This window comes from Dietzia sp. DQ11-38-2, assembly GCF_014145055.1.
GTDB lineage: Bacteria > Actinomycetota > Actinomycetes > Mycobacteriales > Mycobacteriaceae > Dietzia.
This window is the reverse complement of the sequence record NZ_JAALDW010000150.1, coordinates 9,267-23,261: the sequence shown is the minus strand read 5'-3', so window position 1 is coordinate 23,261 and position 13,995 is coordinate 9,267. Positions and strand designations below refer to the sequence as shown.

At 61.6% G+C, this 13,995-nt stretch carries 14 protein-coding genes and 1 pseudogene; 9 read left to right on the top strand and 6 right to left on the bottom strand.

All coding sequences use genetic code 11. The features are described 5' to 3' along the window. The 3 genes from G6026_RS06025 to G6026_RS06015 form a co-directional block, all read right to left on the bottom strand. On the bottom strand, positions 1–840 hold an 840-nt coding region (locus G6026_RS06025; RefSeq protein ID WP_182612545.1), incomplete at its 3' end, for an LLM class F420-dependent oxidoreductase. A gap of 211 nt (positions 841–1,051) precedes the next feature. Next, positions 1,052–1,750, bottom strand: coding sequence for a DedA family protein (locus tag G6026_RS06020; RefSeq protein ID WP_231750339.1), 699 nt, complete (start codon positions 1,748–1,750; stop codon positions 1,052–1,054). Positions 1,751–1,913: 163 nt separating this feature from the next. Continuing rightward, positions 1,914–2,180: a dihydrofolate reductase family protein gene (locus G6026_RS06015; RefSeq protein ID WP_309230156.1), complete on the bottom strand. Its 267-nt coding sequence runs from the start codon at positions 2,178–2,180 to the stop codon at positions 1,914–1,916. A gap of 568 nt (positions 2,181–2,748) precedes the next feature. Between G6026_RS06015 and G6026_RS06010 the strand changes: the two genes are divergently transcribed. Further along, positions 2,749–3,249, top strand: a complete 501-nt coding sequence (locus G6026_RS06010) for a hypothetical protein (RefSeq protein ID WP_182612543.1) — start codon at positions 2,749–2,751, stop codon at positions 3,247–3,249. A gap of 522 nt (positions 3,250–3,771) precedes the next feature. On the opposite strand, the gene G6026_RS06005 is transcribed toward G6026_RS06010, so the two are convergent. Then, positions 3,772–4,521: a hypothetical protein gene (locus tag G6026_RS06005; RefSeq protein ID WP_182612541.1), complete on the bottom strand. Its 750-nt coding sequence runs from the start codon at positions 4,519–4,521 to the stop codon at positions 3,772–3,774. 337 nt (positions 4,522–4,858) lie between these two features. On the opposite strand from G6026_RS06005, the gene G6026_RS06000 reads away from it, so the two are divergent. Next, complete coding sequence (locus G6026_RS06000; protein WP_182612539.1) at positions 4,859–5,917, top strand: TerC family protein; 1,059 nt, start codon at positions 4,859–4,861, stop codon at positions 5,915–5,917. Positions 5,918–6,015: 98 nt separating this feature from the next. On the opposite strand, the gene G6026_RS05995 is transcribed toward G6026_RS06000, so the two are convergent. Beyond that, positions 6,016–6,441 (bottom strand): organic hydroperoxide resistance protein, encoded by a 426-nt coding sequence (locus tag G6026_RS05995; protein ID WP_182612537.1) that lies wholly within the window; start codon positions 6,439–6,441, stop codon positions 6,016–6,018. A gap of 162 nt (positions 6,442–6,603) precedes the next feature. Here G6026_RS05995 and G6026_RS05990 point away from each other — a divergent pair, with 162 nt between their 5' ends. The 7 genes from G6026_RS05990 (at position 6,604) to G6026_RS05960 (ending at position 13,411) form a co-directional block, all read left to right on the top strand. Continuing rightward, on the top strand, positions 6,604–6,801 hold the full coding sequence (locus G6026_RS05990; RefSeq protein ID WP_182612535.1) for a hypothetical protein: 198 nt from the start codon (positions 6,604–6,606) through the stop codon (positions 6,799–6,801). Between the two features lie 717 nt (positions 6,802–7,518). Beyond that, a complete protein-coding gene (locus G6026_RS05985) occupies positions 7,519–8,646 on the top strand; it encodes an aminotransferase class I/II-fold pyridoxal phosphate-dependent enzyme (RefSeq protein WP_182612533.1) in 1,128 nt (375 codons plus the stop codon). A 38-nt stretch (positions 8,647–8,684) separates the two neighbouring features. Beyond that, positions 8,685–9,659: an ATP-grasp domain-containing protein gene (locus G6026_RS05980; protein WP_182612531.1), complete on the top strand. Its 975-nt coding sequence runs from the start codon at positions 8,685–8,687 to the stop codon at positions 9,657–9,659. After that, on the top strand, positions 9,656–10,354 hold the full coding sequence (locus G6026_RS05975) for an HAD-IA family hydrolase (protein ID WP_182612529.1): 699 nt from the start codon (positions 9,656–9,658) through the stop codon (positions 10,352–10,354). The genes G6026_RS05980 and G6026_RS05975 overlap by 4 nt, the downstream gene beginning before the upstream one ends. Beyond that, a complete protein-coding gene (locus G6026_RS05970; protein ID WP_182612527.1) occupies positions 10,351–11,580 on the top strand; it encodes a polysaccharide pyruvyl transferase family protein in 1,230 nt (409 codons plus the stop codon). Before G6026_RS05975 ends, G6026_RS05970 begins: the two co-directional genes overlap by 4 nt. After that, positions 11,573–12,235 carry a sugar transferase gene (locus tag G6026_RS05965; RefSeq protein WP_206682009.1) on the top strand — a complete coding sequence of 221 codons (663 nt, stop codon included), beginning with the start codon at positions 11,573–11,575 and terminating at the stop codon, positions 12,233–12,235. Before G6026_RS05970 ends, G6026_RS05965 begins: the two co-directional genes overlap by 8 nt. A gap of 150 nt (positions 12,236–12,385) precedes the next feature. Then, on the top strand, positions 12,386–13,411 hold the full coding sequence (locus G6026_RS05960; protein ID WP_182612525.1) for a glycosyltransferase: 1,026 nt from the start codon (positions 12,386–12,388) through the stop codon (positions 13,409–13,411). A gap of 367 nt (positions 13,412–13,778) precedes the next feature. Here G6026_RS05960 and G6026_RS16880 read toward each other — a convergent pair. Continuing rightward, a pseudogene (locus G6026_RS16880) lies at positions 13,779–13,995 on the bottom strand (IS3 family transposase); the annotation flags it as partial.

Genomic DNA, 13,995 nt, shown 5'->3' with positions numbered 1-13,995 from the left:
GGCGTCGGCGCGGCGGGCGAGCTCCGCCTCGTCCCGGCCGCAGCACAGGACCAGGGCCGCAGAGTGCAGGATGTCCCCCGGCGCCCGACCCCGCTCCGCGCACGCCTCGTCGACGCGGCGATACTGGGCGGCCGCGGTGTCGACGTCGGCGAACGGCACGTTGAACTCGTGGGCAAACCTGGCGGCGAGAGCGGGGGTGCGGCGTTTGCCGAACCCACCGACGATGACCGGCGGCCGCTGCTGCAGTGGCTTGGGCAGGCCGGGAGAGTCGACCAGGTCGATCCGCTTGCCGCGGATCGTGACCGTCTCCCCCTCGGGAGTCGACCACAGGGTCTCCAGAGCGCCGAGGGTGTCCTCGAGCATGTCGAAACGCTCGCCGAGGGGCGGGAAGGGTATGCCGTAGGCGGTGTGTTCGTCGTCGTACCACCCGGCCCCCAGGCCGACGTCCAGGCGGCCCCAGGACATCTGGTCGACCTGCGCGAGCGAGATCGCCAGCGGACCCAGGTGGCGGAACGTCACCGACGTGAGCAGGGTGCCGAGCCGGATGGAGCTGGTCTCCCGGGCCAGGCCCGCCAGGGTGAGCCAGGCGTCGGTGGGCCCGGGCAGGCCGCTGGCGTCGCCCATCTTGAGGTAGTGGTCCGAGCGGAAGAACGCCTCATACCCCAGGTCCTCGGCCGCGCGGGCGACCGCGAGCTGGTCGGCGTAGGTGGCGCCCTGCTGGGGTTCGACGAACACGCGCAGCGCGACCGTGCCGTCAGGCGTGCGGTGGGCGGCGGAGCTGGGCGCGGCGGAGACGGCTGCGGTGGGGCTGGGTGCGGTGGGGCTGGAGTCGGCTGGCATGACGTCCACAATGCCCCCGCCCGATCGTGCCTGCACGGCCCGCTACCCGTCGAGTGGTCACTTCTGATCGCGTTCTCCCAGGTGGCGTGCCGGCGAAGCCGTCAGATGTGACCACTCGAGGAGTGGGCGTCTCCATTGCTCGTCGTGTCCCGGGAGCGGCACCAGGCTAAGGCGGCCATCCGCTCGAGCGGCTGACGCGGGGCGGTCGCGCTCACTGCACGCTGACAGCGCGTCGGCGCTTCATGAGCCGCCGCACTCGCTTGACCACAAACCAGACCACCAGGGCCGCGATGATCGCCAGCACCGCGTTGGACAGCATTCCACTCCACCGTTCCAGGGCGGGCCTGATCGCCGGGCCAAAGGCGAACCCGGCGCCTATCCAGATCGCGTTCCACACCCCGGATCCGATGAAGGTGTACGCGGTGAATCGCAGGACGGGCATCCGGCTGATCCCTGCGGGTATGGAGACGAACGAGCGCACCAGGGGGACGCAGCGCCCCAGGAGCACGGCCACGCCGCCCCACCGTTGGAAGAAGGCCTCCGACTGGTCGAAGTCCTCGTGGTCGAGCAGCGGGATCCTGCCCACCAGGCGCCTGGTGCGGTCGCGGCCGAGCGCGGAGCCGACGGCGTACCAGATCCACGCTCCGAGCAGGGCGCCCGTGGTGGCCGCCGCCCAGGCGAGGGTCAAGCTCATCCGCCCCTCGTAGGCGAGGAACCCGGCACCGGGCAGCACCGCCTCGGACGGGATCGGAGGGACGAACGTCTCGAGCAGGACCGCCAAGCCCACGCCGAGCTCGCCCAGCGTCTCCATGAGGTTCAGAACCCACCCGATGAACCCACTGTAGTCGGCCGAAGGGTCGATCGGTGGCGCCGCGGCAAGGGTGATCACATCGATGTCCGTTTCTCCCACGCTCGGGTTCTGCCGAGCGTCTCTGGTCGCCGAACCGGGCGATCACGGCCCGGTCGCGGTGCAGCACATGGCCTGCGACCGTTGGAGCGTACCGACCGACACCCCGGGTTTCGCTGAGAGACTTTCTGCCGCCTACCGACCGCCGCCTGCCCGGTGATCGTGCCTACTGCTGCGCCCGCCCCCTCGGCCGGTACACACGGCCGAAGCTGCGCGGGCTGTCGTCGTAGATCTCCACGAGCTCCCAGTCGACCCGTCGGCCACCGGGAACGTCGAAGATGCGGATGCCGTCACCCAGGAACACGGGCGCCACGAACACCTGCAGCTCGTCGATCAGGTCGTGCTCGAGGGCCTGCCGCGCGATGTCGGCGCTGATGATCTGCACGTTGCGGTCGCCGGCGATCTCTCGTGCGCGCCGGACGGCCTCGACGATGTGGCAGTCGAGGGCGGTGACGCCGGGATCGTCGGCCAGCTCGCCGGGTCCGACAGAGTCCGCGTGACCTATCGAGGATCAGAAGCGGCTTTGGTGAGAAGAAGCTCAGATTAACCCGTGAATGTTCACGCGGCGAACCAGTCTGTGAAAGTGGGCTCGTGAACAAACGGAGAGGGCAACGAACCCCTGGCGTCGGAACCACTCGCGCCGGCCACACTGCGGACCGCCGGGTGGATGCGGAGCGTCCGGAGGCAGAGTGGGCATGGTGGCCCACCTTCGAGCACTACTGCGCACCCGGTTCCACCCCGTGGGGCGTCTCGTCCCAGCTCATGACGATCGAGCGGACAATCGATCACCACGATGGCCCGGCTAGAAAGTGGAGCGTCATCGCGCGAAGAGACCGATCAGGCTGGACGTTGTTCTCCAAACGCAAGGACGGCCGCACGCAAAGGATCGACGAGCGTCAGATAGTCAAGTACGACGCAGCAAGGGCCGGTGGGTCACGTGGCAATCTGGGTTCGGTCCCACCCGAGAATCAGATCCGGGTGCAGACACGGAACCTCGACTCATGACCTCCCCAACCGTGCATCGGCAATCGCCCACCCGCCGACGACTCGGCCTCGCTCTGGCGGTAGCCGCAGCGGCGACCGCCCTCGGCCCGACGACGGCCACCGCCGCCCCGGCCAACCCAGGGGACGTCGCGCCAGGGCTCGAGATCCCCCGCGGCATGCCCCAGATCGTCAGCGATGTTCTCGGTCCTGATGACCCGGCGTTCTGGAACCCGGCGATCTCAGGCACCCGGGTTCTGACCCCGATCGAACCCGGTGCCGAGGTGGCCTGCGCAACGGGGTTCGTCCCGGTCATCTCGTGCTCCACCGGCGGCAGGTCACCGTATGGCCCGGGGCAGCGCACGCTCGAGTTCGTCGACGTCCCCGTGATCGGCGGGGCACCGCTGCGCATCTGGGTAGATCTCCCCCGGTGGGGCGACGGATCCACGGGCGAAGGCCGCATCGCCGAGCTGACGCAAGAGGCGATCGTCTGGTGGCTCACCAACCCCACGCCGTCGTAGCCAGCACCCCGGGTTCCTCGACACAAGATCCGCCGCCCCGCGTGGCTGGGGGAACCCGCCCATAACGCCACCTATGGGCCCTCGCTCGATCCCGTGTCGCTGCCTGCGAGGCGCGGACCGGTGCACCGAGAGGCCGCGCCACCCACCTCGTGATCAGCACCGGGCCACCACCCGCCGCGCGGTCACACCCGCTCACGTTCTCCCAGGTGGGGTATCCCGAAAACCCACAGATGCGACCACTCGACGACCGGGTTCAACTATCTCCATCCCGCCCGGGGTCCTCTGTCACGCCCTCGGGCGGGCCCACTCTCCCACTGCCGCGCCAAGCACCCCGAATCTTCAGCTCCACCGACACAACGGTGCCGGCTCGCGGTATCGCGAGCCGGCCCCTGATACCGCTGGTCAGTCGGCTGCATATCGGGCGAGGCCGGCCTGCGCCGCCGACGCGCCGAACAGGCCATACGACGCCCGGGTCAGACCGAGCAGGGCGACGACGACAAACTCCGCCGCCGCCCCGCGAGATCAGCTTCCCGCCATGCCCCCGATCAGCTGCCCCAGGTCGAGCCCGTTGATCAGGTCGGCCGAGAACGTGGCGGGGTCGGCGCCGATGTTGCCGAGAGCCGTCGACCCGGAGGTCACCGAGCCCAGGCCCAGCCCGTTGAGGCTGCCGGTCACTACCTCGGTCGGGTTCGGCTCGCGGATGGTCACGCAAGTGTTGATGGGGTTGGCCACCTTGCGACCGTTCGCCAGCACCAGGGTCATCGCGGCGCCCGTGTTGAGCACGTCGCCCGGGGTGGCGGTTGCGGGGACGCGGTAGGTCGTCTCGAGAGTGGCGCGCGCGTTGCCGGCGGTGGTCCAGCCGGCGCCCGAGTAGCGGACCGAGTTGGTCGCCGAGTCGCGGATCACGTCGTTGGTGACGGTGGTCCACGTCTGACCGCCGAGCAGGTACCACACGCTCGAGCGGGCTTGGACCAACTCGAACCCGGCCGGGTGGAAGTCCTCGATCCCGGATACCAGCGCCCCTGCACCGCTGACCGTCGTCCGGAACGTCACCATGCCGCCGGGCGCCGCGGTCCCGTCGCCCACGACCTCTTTGTTGAGGTGGTAGTCGGTCCACAGGGTCGAGGGGTCGTTGAACGTCACGGTCTGGGCGGTGGCGCACGAGGAGGGCGCTGCGCTGGCGACCGCGGCGTTGGTGCCCACCGACAGCCCGGAGGCGATGAGCAGTGCGGCGGCGCCGGTGGCGATGGAGCGGGTAGTGCGTGAGGTCATCTGGATCCTGTCTGCAGGCGAGGGGGCGGCGGGCCCGCTCGGTGGCGTACGTGGTCGGCCGTGGGACGCGGGGTACACGTGACAGCGCGTTGACGGCCGACCTCACCTTAAACTCTTTTTAGGAACTTCACCGAGGTAATGCCCACAATGGGCGCATTCTTGGACGAGCGTCAGACCGCGCCTTGAGCCCGCCCGATTCCTGCGCTAACCTTGCGCCACCAGAAGGGGAGTATCCCTCACACACTTCGTCGTCACTACGGTCCCCGGACCCGGCGGAGCGGGCTCGATAGGAGCCGGGAGAGACCTTCGATCACCCACTGATCGAAAGGTCCCACAAATGAACACACCCCTCTGGCTCTGGCTCGCCGTCTTGGCCTTCATCGTCCTGATGCTGGCGATCGACCTCGTCGCCCACCGCAAGGCTCACGTCATCGGCGTCCGCGAAGCCGCCACCTGGTCGGCCGTCTGGATCGCGCTCGGAGTGGGCTTCGGGGCGATCATCTGGGCCGTCTGGGGCGCGAAGTTCGGCCAGCAGTACTTCGCCGGCTACCTCATCGAGAAGTCCCTCGCGGTGGACAACGTCTTCGTGTGGGCCATCATCTTTGCCCACTTCGCCGTCCCGGCCCAGTTCCAGCACCGCGTGCTGTTCCTGGGCGTGCTCGGGGCGCTGGTCTTCCGTGGGATCTTCATCGCCGGCGGCGCCGTGCTGATCGCCAACTTCTCCTGGGTGCTCTACCTCTTCGCCGCGTTCCTCCTGTACACGGGCGTCCGGATGATCCGCCAGCGCGATGAGCACCTCAACCCCGATCAATCCCGCGTGCTCGCGGCGTTCCGCCGCCTGATCCCCATGACCGACGCCTTCCACGGCCAGCGCCTGCTGGTCCGCAAGGGCGGGCTGATCATGGCCACTCCCCTGCTGGCCGTATTGGTACTCATCGAGACCACAGACATCGTCTTTGCCGTCGACTCCATCCCCGCCATCTTCGCCGTCACCGACGAGGTGTTCCTGGTCTTCACAGCCAACGCCTTCGCCATTCTGGGGCTGCGGGCGATGTACTTCCTGCTGGCCGACCTGGTCCACCGCTTCGTCTATCTCAAGATCGGGCTGGCGCTGATCCTGATCTGGGTGGGCGTCAAGATGATGCTCAAGATCGACGTGGTCTACATCCCGACCGCCCTCTCGCTCGCGGTGATCGCGACCATTCTCGCCGTTTCGGTGGTCGCCAGTCTGCGCGCCACGAGAGGCCAGGGCGCGCAGGGCCTGCCCACGCCGACCGAGCCCCCGTTCCGGGTCGCCACCGCCGAGGAGGACGCCGCCCTCGAGCCCCTCTGGCGCCGGCGGGAGCGGTCGACCCGGGAATCGGACCGCGACCGTGAGCAGCCCACCCGGGCCTGACCGACCACCGACGAAGGAGGAAGAACGACGACGACGACGAGGCGGCCGCCACCCCGATCGCATGCACCAACGGGAGTGCAGGCCATGCGGGCAAGGTGTCAGTCGTCGGAGACCGAGACGCTGACCTCGATGTTGCCCTTGGTGGCGCGGGAGTAGGGGCACAGCTCGTGGGCGAGCTGCGCCAGCTCGTCGGCCTTCTCGGACTCCAGGCCGGGGATCACCACTTCGAGGTCCACCGCCAAGTCGATGCTCTCCTCGCCCGACCGCACCAGCGAGACCCGGGCGCCGACCGACGAGCCGTCGATCGCGACCTTCTTCATCCGCGCGGCGCTCTGCAGTGCGGAGTGGAAGCAGGCGGCGTACCCGGCGGCGAACAGCTGCTCGGGGTTGTTGCCCTCCCCCGAGCCGCCGAGCTCGGTGGGCGGGGCCATCTCCAGGTCCACGGCCTTGTCGGCGGTGGCGACGTGGCCGTCGCGGCCTCCGCCGGTGGACAGGGCTTCGACGGTGTACAGAGGATCTGCCATGAGAAGTGCCTCCTGGGTTGGGGGTGCGAATGCGGCCCAAGGTACGCCTCGCCGGGCAGTGGCACCGTTCGCCGCAGGATGCTTAGGGTGGAGGCGCGACAAGGCCGCGAGCGACCCACTTGCCTCAGAGTGATGAGTCGGTGGAACGAGGAGGAGTCTGAGATGTTTGCCGAGGACCGCCCCGATCCGGATGAGTACACCCCGGAGCCGGATCCCGTCACCGCAACCGAGGAGTACACGCCCGAGGTGAGCGTCGACGACCCCACCCGCGAGGCCAATCCGGCCGACGTGGCGGAGCAACTCTTGGTGGTGCCTACCGACTATGAGGTCGACCCGCAACTCGCCGACGACGAGGACTAGCCGCGCGACACAGGCCGCCGAGACGGTCTCGGGCAGTCTGACACGCTAAGGTCAATAGTGGCTCATTGCGCCGATAACCGGACCCACCTTTGGGATAAGCGCCGGAGTGGCAAGGTTTGCGATGCTCTAGCTCCATGGCCTGTCCGTTTTTTCTAAGCCACCGTGCCTGCTCACCGCCCTAGATCAGCCTCCTCGGGCGCGTCACTCCTACACCCTTTTCGAGACATTCCCCCTCTCGTCGAACGGCGCTTCTAATAATCTAAGAGCTATCGCCGACGCCGCGGACGGGTCGCACCGGTTTGCTCTGGACGAAAGGCCGCGCACCAACCGGCGAAGGCAACACTTCCCGCCAAACCGAATGGCAACCACAGCTTCACGCAACTGCGTTGCACAATCCACTTAGCTCGCCCAGCCTCCTCCAAACCAGTAACCTCTGCGCGGCACAGAAGCCACGATACCCCCGAAAAGGGCCTAAACCCCCACCGATACCAGTAACCACAGCACAGGCATTGCGCCGACGTCCAGCGGGAACCGGAAGCGCTCGCGCACCCAGGTACCGTGGCTGGCAGAAGGGCACACCACAACCCGCCTACTCGGCAGAACTGCCGTATCGACCCCTTCCCGCCTCTCTTCATGCTGACCCCGCCACACCAACCAGACCCAATTCGGGTCGTTGGCTCCTAAGCTTCAATCCGTGTCCGACAACCGGAAGGCCCCATGAGCGAGCGAATTTTTATGTCGAAAGCCGATATCTCAGACGCCGAAGAAGAGGCTGTCCGCCGAGCCATCCGGTCAGGCTGGGTAGCACCGCTTGGACCGGAGGTCGACTCGTTCGAAACTGAAGTCGCGCAGCGTCTCGGCGTGAAAGGGGCACTCGCCCTATCCTCGGGCACGGCTGCGCTCCATCTCGCCCTTCTGCACCTTGGGGCACGACCGGGTACAGCAGTGGTGGTGTCATCGATGACATTTGCCGCATCGGCCAATGCGATAGCATACACCGGCGCTGAGCCAGTCTTCATCGACTGCCAGGACGACGGGAATATTGACCCAGATTTACTTTTCCAAGCGATCGACACTCTCCACGCAGAAGACACCGAAGTCGTTGCTGCGATGACCGTCGATCTCCTGGGCCGTTGCTGCGACTATACCGAGATCGAGGCGGGATTAGCAAAGCGCGGCGTACCCCTGCTCGAGGACGCCGCAGAGTCCCTCGGCGCTAAACACGCCGGAACCCCCGCAGGATCTTTCGGACAGGCCGCAGCACTCTCGTTCAATGGCAATAAGATTATGACGACGTCAGGCGGGGGAATGCTAGTGTCTAATGATGCGAGTTTGATAGACCGAGCGAGATACCTTTCGACCCAGGCTAGACAACCGGTGCCGTGGTACGAACACACCGAAATCGGTTACAACTATCGGCTATCAAACATCCTCGCAGCGATCGGCCGAGCACAATTAACCCGGCTTGACGAAATGATTAATCGTCGCCGAATAATTCGCCGCCAATACATGGACGCATTCGTCGATTTCGACATCAGGTTTCTAGGAACTGGCAGCAAAAGCCGCGAAACCGAGGAGAACTGCTGGCTTACTGCCATCATTCTGGGCGATAGCATTTCACACACTCCGGACCAGATAATTAGCATAATGAACGACGCCAATATCGAAGCGCGGCATCTCTGGAAACCGATGCACATGCAACCTGCCTTCGAAACCGCGCGTAGCTTTACCAATGGCAACGCAGAGAAACTATTCCGTAAAGGGATAACTCTACCCAGCGGGTCTGAGCTTACAGACACCGAAACGAATCGAGTAATAGAAGCTTTGCAGATACTTTCTCTGTGAACGACCGGAACCACTACATAAAACTGAAAGGAATTGGGATGGGAAACATTCTCATACTCAGTGCGGGTCGGCGCGTGGAACTAGTGCAACGCTTCAGAGCAGCGGCGGCCGAACGCGGAAAGAACGAGTTAGTTGTGGCAGTCGATTCAGACAGATTTGCCCCAGCACTATACGCTGCCGATCACTGGTCACTAATCGAGCGGGTCGCAGCTCCGGGCTACATTACGAATCTGATAAGTCTAATCCTAGATTTTGATATAAGCCTGGTTGTGCCCACAATAGACACCGAGCTCTCCACCTTGGCGATTCATAGACAAAAAATCGAACAATTGACAGAAGCCCGAGTACTGGTCGCTAGCGAAGATACAATTAATACGTGCGCGGACAAGGTCCAAACTTCGAAGTTTATTCAAAGTATTGGACTAACCGTCCCCGCGCTTGTTCCAAACCCGACCCAACTTCCCGAGACTTCCTTCCCGGTTTTCGTCAAACCCCGGCAAGGAAGCTCCAGTATTGGTGCAGCCGCCGTGCACGACCAACAGCAGCTTGTGTCTGCCCTTCGCAAGACGGTCGACCCAATGGTGCAAGAACTTGCCACTGGACTGGAGTATACAGTCGACTGTTTCTCAGACTTCAATGGACGCCCCCTGTCGATCGTACCCCGCCAGCGGCTTGCAACTCGCGCGGGAGAAATCTCGAAAGGAAAGGTAGTCCGCGCGCCCATAATAGAACGGGAAGCTCGACACCTGCTCAATAGCCTATCCATACCCGGTCCAAGCACAATTCAATGCTTCTGGGACGAACACAATGTCCAGTTTATTGAAGTAAACGCCAGATTTGGAGGCGGGGCACCAATGAGTATTGCGGCGGGCAGCAACTCGATCAAAAAGCTCTTCAGGCTTCTCGACGGGGAGGAGTTGCCTTTTGACGGCGACTTCACAGCAGACTTGATTTTCCTCAGATATGACCAAGCAATTTGCATCGATGCATCGGGCCAACAGGTCAGCACATGACATGGGCGCTGCTGTTCGATCTCGATGACACGCTTATTGACGAGTGCGATTATCAAAAAAGCGCAGCAAACGCCATAGCGCACTACCTGGAAGCGACGGGCTTTCCTATTGAACTGGTATGCCAGGCAATTCGTTGTGCGGACCCACCAGGCTCCCCACGCCGATACCAGCAAATACTTCGCCAGATCGCCATGCCGGGCATCAATGTAACTGTAGACGACTTGATCCGTGTGCACCGCGAGCACTCCCCGATGCTCAGTTTTAGGCCTGACGTCCTTCCTATGCTTCAGATGCTGCAAGGCATCGACGTTCGTCTCGGGATAGTTACTGACGGCGCTGCGATTACACAGAGGAAAAAGCTGAACGCCGTAAATGCTGACTACTACTTCGATAGCCTTGTCGTAACTGACGAACTCGGCCCCAATCGATCCTACTGGAAACCTCACCCGAGACCTTTTCGGCTCGCGTGCCGACAGTTAAATGTCCCTCTTAGCAGAGCGATTTACGTGGGCGACAACCCAGAGAAAGACTTCCATATTTCCTCCGTCCTACCCGTCACGACGGTCCGGTTGTTGCGGCAAGATGGCATCCATTGCAGAAAGCGGTACCTCGAGGGTGTTACCGAACACCACTCTGTTACTGCGCTCACTGAAATCCCTGAATTAGTCAAATCAATCGGAGCGAGGGTAAAATGAAGCTGGGTTTCACGGGGCCATTCGCGGATGCAAATTTCGGCGATTACGGAATGCTAGTCAACAATCTTCACGCCATTCCCGATGCCCAGCAGATCTCGCTTTACTCTTATGACACCCGCGTTGTCGATAAGGTATTGGCAGAATACTTGCCGCATTCGCAGATGGAGAGCAAGGCCGTCGTTTTTGATAAAGCGAAAAGAGACTTACTTACTAAGAATGGCCGGCACCCCACTCCTCTTGAGATACTAAATGCAGTGTCTAACATCGAGGACTTATTCTCTTCGATAGAGAACCTGGACCGAATGGTCGTGAACGGCGGAGGGTATTGGAACGAGCTGTGGTGCCAACCTCACCGTTTGCCAAAGCTGTTGAGCATTCTGGCCCCAATCTTGATCGCCCAGACGCTCGGCAAACCAATTACTTTCACCGCCAATGGCTTCGGACCCTTTGGTTCAAGTTCGGCCTTTCTTACAGACATATTTCCGGCGCTGAATGCATCGTTCCACGTGCGGGACACCGTTAGTTCCGCCGCCGAGCTCCGCCGTCTCGGAATACCTGATTCGAGCATTACGTACACGCCGGACGACTTGTTCTTTTATGCATCCTCGCTGGTGGACCGTCCCTCCGGCATTTCTCCACGTGCGAGGCCGCACATAGTTCTTGAGACATATATGCCTGTCGCCAAACTAACTGAGATCAGACCCCAATTGGCATCTTTTGATCTAGCCATGAAGAACCGTGGGATCGACGTTGTCGTTCTTCCGTTCTATTCGGGACGCGGGGGCGCCGAGCAAGCAGCGTGGTTGGGTCGCGAATTTGGTTGGATAACGTTTGATTTCGGCGAACGAGACTTCCTCCGGTTGGAGGATGCGCGCGAACTTATTCGAACTGCCGAGTTGGTCGTGTGCGAGCGGTACCACGCAGCGGTCGTCGCTTTGGCTAACCGCGTCCCAGTCCTTCACTCTCTTCGCGATGTTTCGGGCGACAAACGGTACTATTACAGTAAGAGCTTGGGCGCTTCTTATACGGCGTGGGGGGATCAGTCAGTTGGTTCTCTGCATGCATCGATGGCGCTAGAGTTCGAGGAGGCGCTGGCGAGAGCTGAAGGAGAATATGAGAAAGTACGTTCCGAACAAATCAGAATGCATGAATCAGTTCCGGCATCGACACGCGGGCACTTTCGTCAGCTCCGACAGAATCTGATCACCGAAATTGGAAGTGCTTGAATCGATGAGTTTTTACACGATATTCGGAAAAAGGGCGATCGATATCGCCGGCGCAACTGCTGGTCTATTGATTTCCTCTCCAATCACTCTCGCAATCGCGGCATCCGTGAAGGCCGAGACTCGCGGACCGGTTTTCTATCGCCAGCAGCGCGTCGGCCGAGGCGGCGCCCCTTTTGGTATACTCAAGTTCCGCAGCATGTTAACCCCCGCAGATAGCCGTGACATCGATGGAAATCTCTTGGAGAACTATGCACGAGTCACTAAAGTGGGTAGGTTCTTGCGACGCTTCAGCCTCGATGAGCTTCCACAACTCGTCAATATTCTGGTTGGCGAAATGTCGATCGTCGGCCCTAGGCCCACACTGCAGTACCAGGTTGATCGCTATAGCGAGGTTGAAAGACGACGTCTCGATGTGAGACCAGGCCTAACTGGCCTGGCTCAAGTGAGTGGACGAAACTCGCTTACTTGGGGAGAGAAAATCGCAAAAGATCTAGAATACGTTGATAGTATCTCGCTGCTGACAGACTTGAGGATACTAGTGCGAACGTTCGCCGCGGTATTGGACCCTGATTCGACCGACTTCGTCGCGCACGACAACTTCAGTTCGCACAATAATGGCGATAGTTCCTCGGTTTGGAATAAGCAGGAAGATTGACAGACGTTTTCGCAGAGGGAGCTCACCAAGACTAGCGGTTGTGCGCTTAGTTATTGCAGCCATTAGCGGTGGGTGTGCGATAACGGCGCACCAACCGGTTAGCCAACTAGTATCTGAGTTCTTGCATTGCAGGAAGAAGGGGCTACTGTCATGCGGATCGGCATCGTCGCCAATATAGGCGCGCACTTTGACGCGTTCTGGGTGGACATCGTTGCAAGTTTGAGAGAGCAGGGTAACCAAGTTTTTCTGGCGGCCAGCGACCCGGCTCAACGTATTTCTTCTGTAGCGCTAGACGGAATTACTAGACGACCGTCGCTAACGAATTTCAAGGCGCGTCGCAGCATTCGTGAGTGGTCGAAGCTTCACGATCTGGATGTTATCGTGACCAATACGGCTACACCCTCGGCGCTCGTTCGCATGGTTAATCCTGGGATACCCGTCGTTTACTTTGCCCACGGCCTCCACTGGTCGAATCAGCGTACTATTACGGGCCTTGGGTGGAAAGGTATCGAGAGACTACTCGTGGGTCGAACCTCGGGATTTATCGCCATCAACGACGAGGACGAGGAATGGCTTCGCAAGTATGGAGGCAACGTTCCCATGCTTCGGCTAAAATACGGTGTGGGTCTCGACCTAAATGATTTCCCCTCTCTTCCGTTCCCGTCCGATCATAACTTGGTTTGGATCGGAGAGTTTACAGAGAGGAAACGGCCGTTGGAAGCGGTCAAAGTCATGAAAGATCTCGTTCGGAGCAATCCTCAGGCTCATCTTTTCATGCTCGGCAGGGGGCCCTTGAGGTCAGAAGTGTTGGCCCTAATCAGCAAGTATCGGCTGCAGACGTTCATAACGCTGCCTGGGCGAGTTCCGCCGATCGACTACTTTGCTCGCAGCAGGGCGTTACTTCACACTGCAACTTGGGAGGGCCTGCCGCGGGTGGCTCTTGAAGCTTTGGCGGTCGGTAGGCCAGTCATCGGGTACTCCATTAAGGGCTTGAATGGGCTACCCGGTACAGCTCTCGCGGGTGACGGAGAAATCGCTGAACTTACCGGTATTGCGTCCTCGGTGCTTGACGCGCCGGAGCTTTTTCAAACACAGATGGTGCGGGAGGAATTGTCTTGGCAAGACGTCGCTGATCGTCTCCCAGTCTTTCTTTCGGGTATTGTTCGAACTAGTTAATAAAGCGGTGTAGTAGGCGCCGACTGTTAAACTGTACTGTTTTGATCGACTAGTTTCGGCGGCACGCTGCTCGTCGCACAATCGATTTGTTTTGATCGGTCCTGTATCCTGCCCCACTATCTATGGAATCATGTCCAAGGCGCCCCACAAGCCTGCTAGAGCGAATCTCCGTCCCCCGTGATAGTGACTTCGCAGGTTTGGGCCCCTTCCGAGTGCTGAGTCTCAAGCTCTGGGTTTCGCGAGGTGGTTATCTGGGGTCGACGAGTTCGTCGGCAAGTTTTGGTGACGGTTCGACCGCCGCGTGTTGGGCTTCGTTTTCGGCGGGTGGGACGTTGCCGATCTCGCCGTGGATCCGTCGGTGGTTGAACTAGTCGATGTACTCGGCGACCGCGATCTCGAGGTTGTCGATGTCGAGCCATGGCCCCTCGTGGCGGTTACGGATGAGCTCGACCTTTAACAGGGAGTTGAAAGCCTCGGCCAGCGCGTTGTCGTAGGAGTCGCCGCGGGATCCGCCCGAAGCCACGAGATCCTGTTCGTCGAGTCGTTCGGTGTGGCGCAGCGCCCGGCATTGAACGCCGCGGTCC

Bases quoted from the DNA above. Each gene is read 5' to 3' on its own strand.
- G6026_RS05980 (WP_182612531.1), top strand. From the start codon at position 8,685: ATGGGAAACATTCTCATACTCAGTGCGGGTCGGCGCGTGGAACTAGTG.
- G6026_RS06010 (WP_182612543.1), top strand. From the start codon at position 2,749: ATGACCTCCCCAACCGTGCATCGGCAATCGCCCACCCGCCGACGACTC.
- G6026_RS05970 (WP_182612527.1), top strand. From the start codon at position 10,351: ATGAAGCTGGGTTTCACGGGGCCATTCGCGGATGCAAATTTCGGCGAT.
- G6026_RS06005 (WP_182612541.1), bottom strand. From the start codon at position 4,521: ATGACCTCACGCACTACCCGCTCCATCGCCACCGGCGCCGCCGCACTG.
- G6026_RS05975 (WP_182612529.1), top strand. From the start codon at position 9,656: ATGACATGGGCGCTGCTGTTCGATCTCGATGACACGCTTATTGACGAG.
- G6026_RS06000 (WP_182612539.1), top strand. From the start codon at position 4,859: ATGAACACACCCCTCTGGCTCTGGCTCGCCGTCTTGGCCTTCATCGTC.
- G6026_RS05960 (WP_182612525.1), top strand. From the start codon at position 12,386: ATGCGGATCGGCATCGTCGCCAATATAGGCGCGCACTTTGACGCGTTC.
- G6026_RS05985 (WP_182612533.1), top strand. From the start codon at position 7,519: ATGAGCGAGCGAATTTTTATGTCGAAAGCCGATATCTCAGACGCCGAA.
- G6026_RS05995 (WP_182612537.1), bottom strand. From the start codon at position 6,441: ATGGCAGATCCTCTGTACACCGTCGAAGCCCTGTCCACCGGCGGAGGC.
- G6026_RS05990 (WP_182612535.1), top strand. From the start codon at position 6,604: ATGTTTGCCGAGGACCGCCCCGATCCGGATGAGTACACCCCGGAGCCG.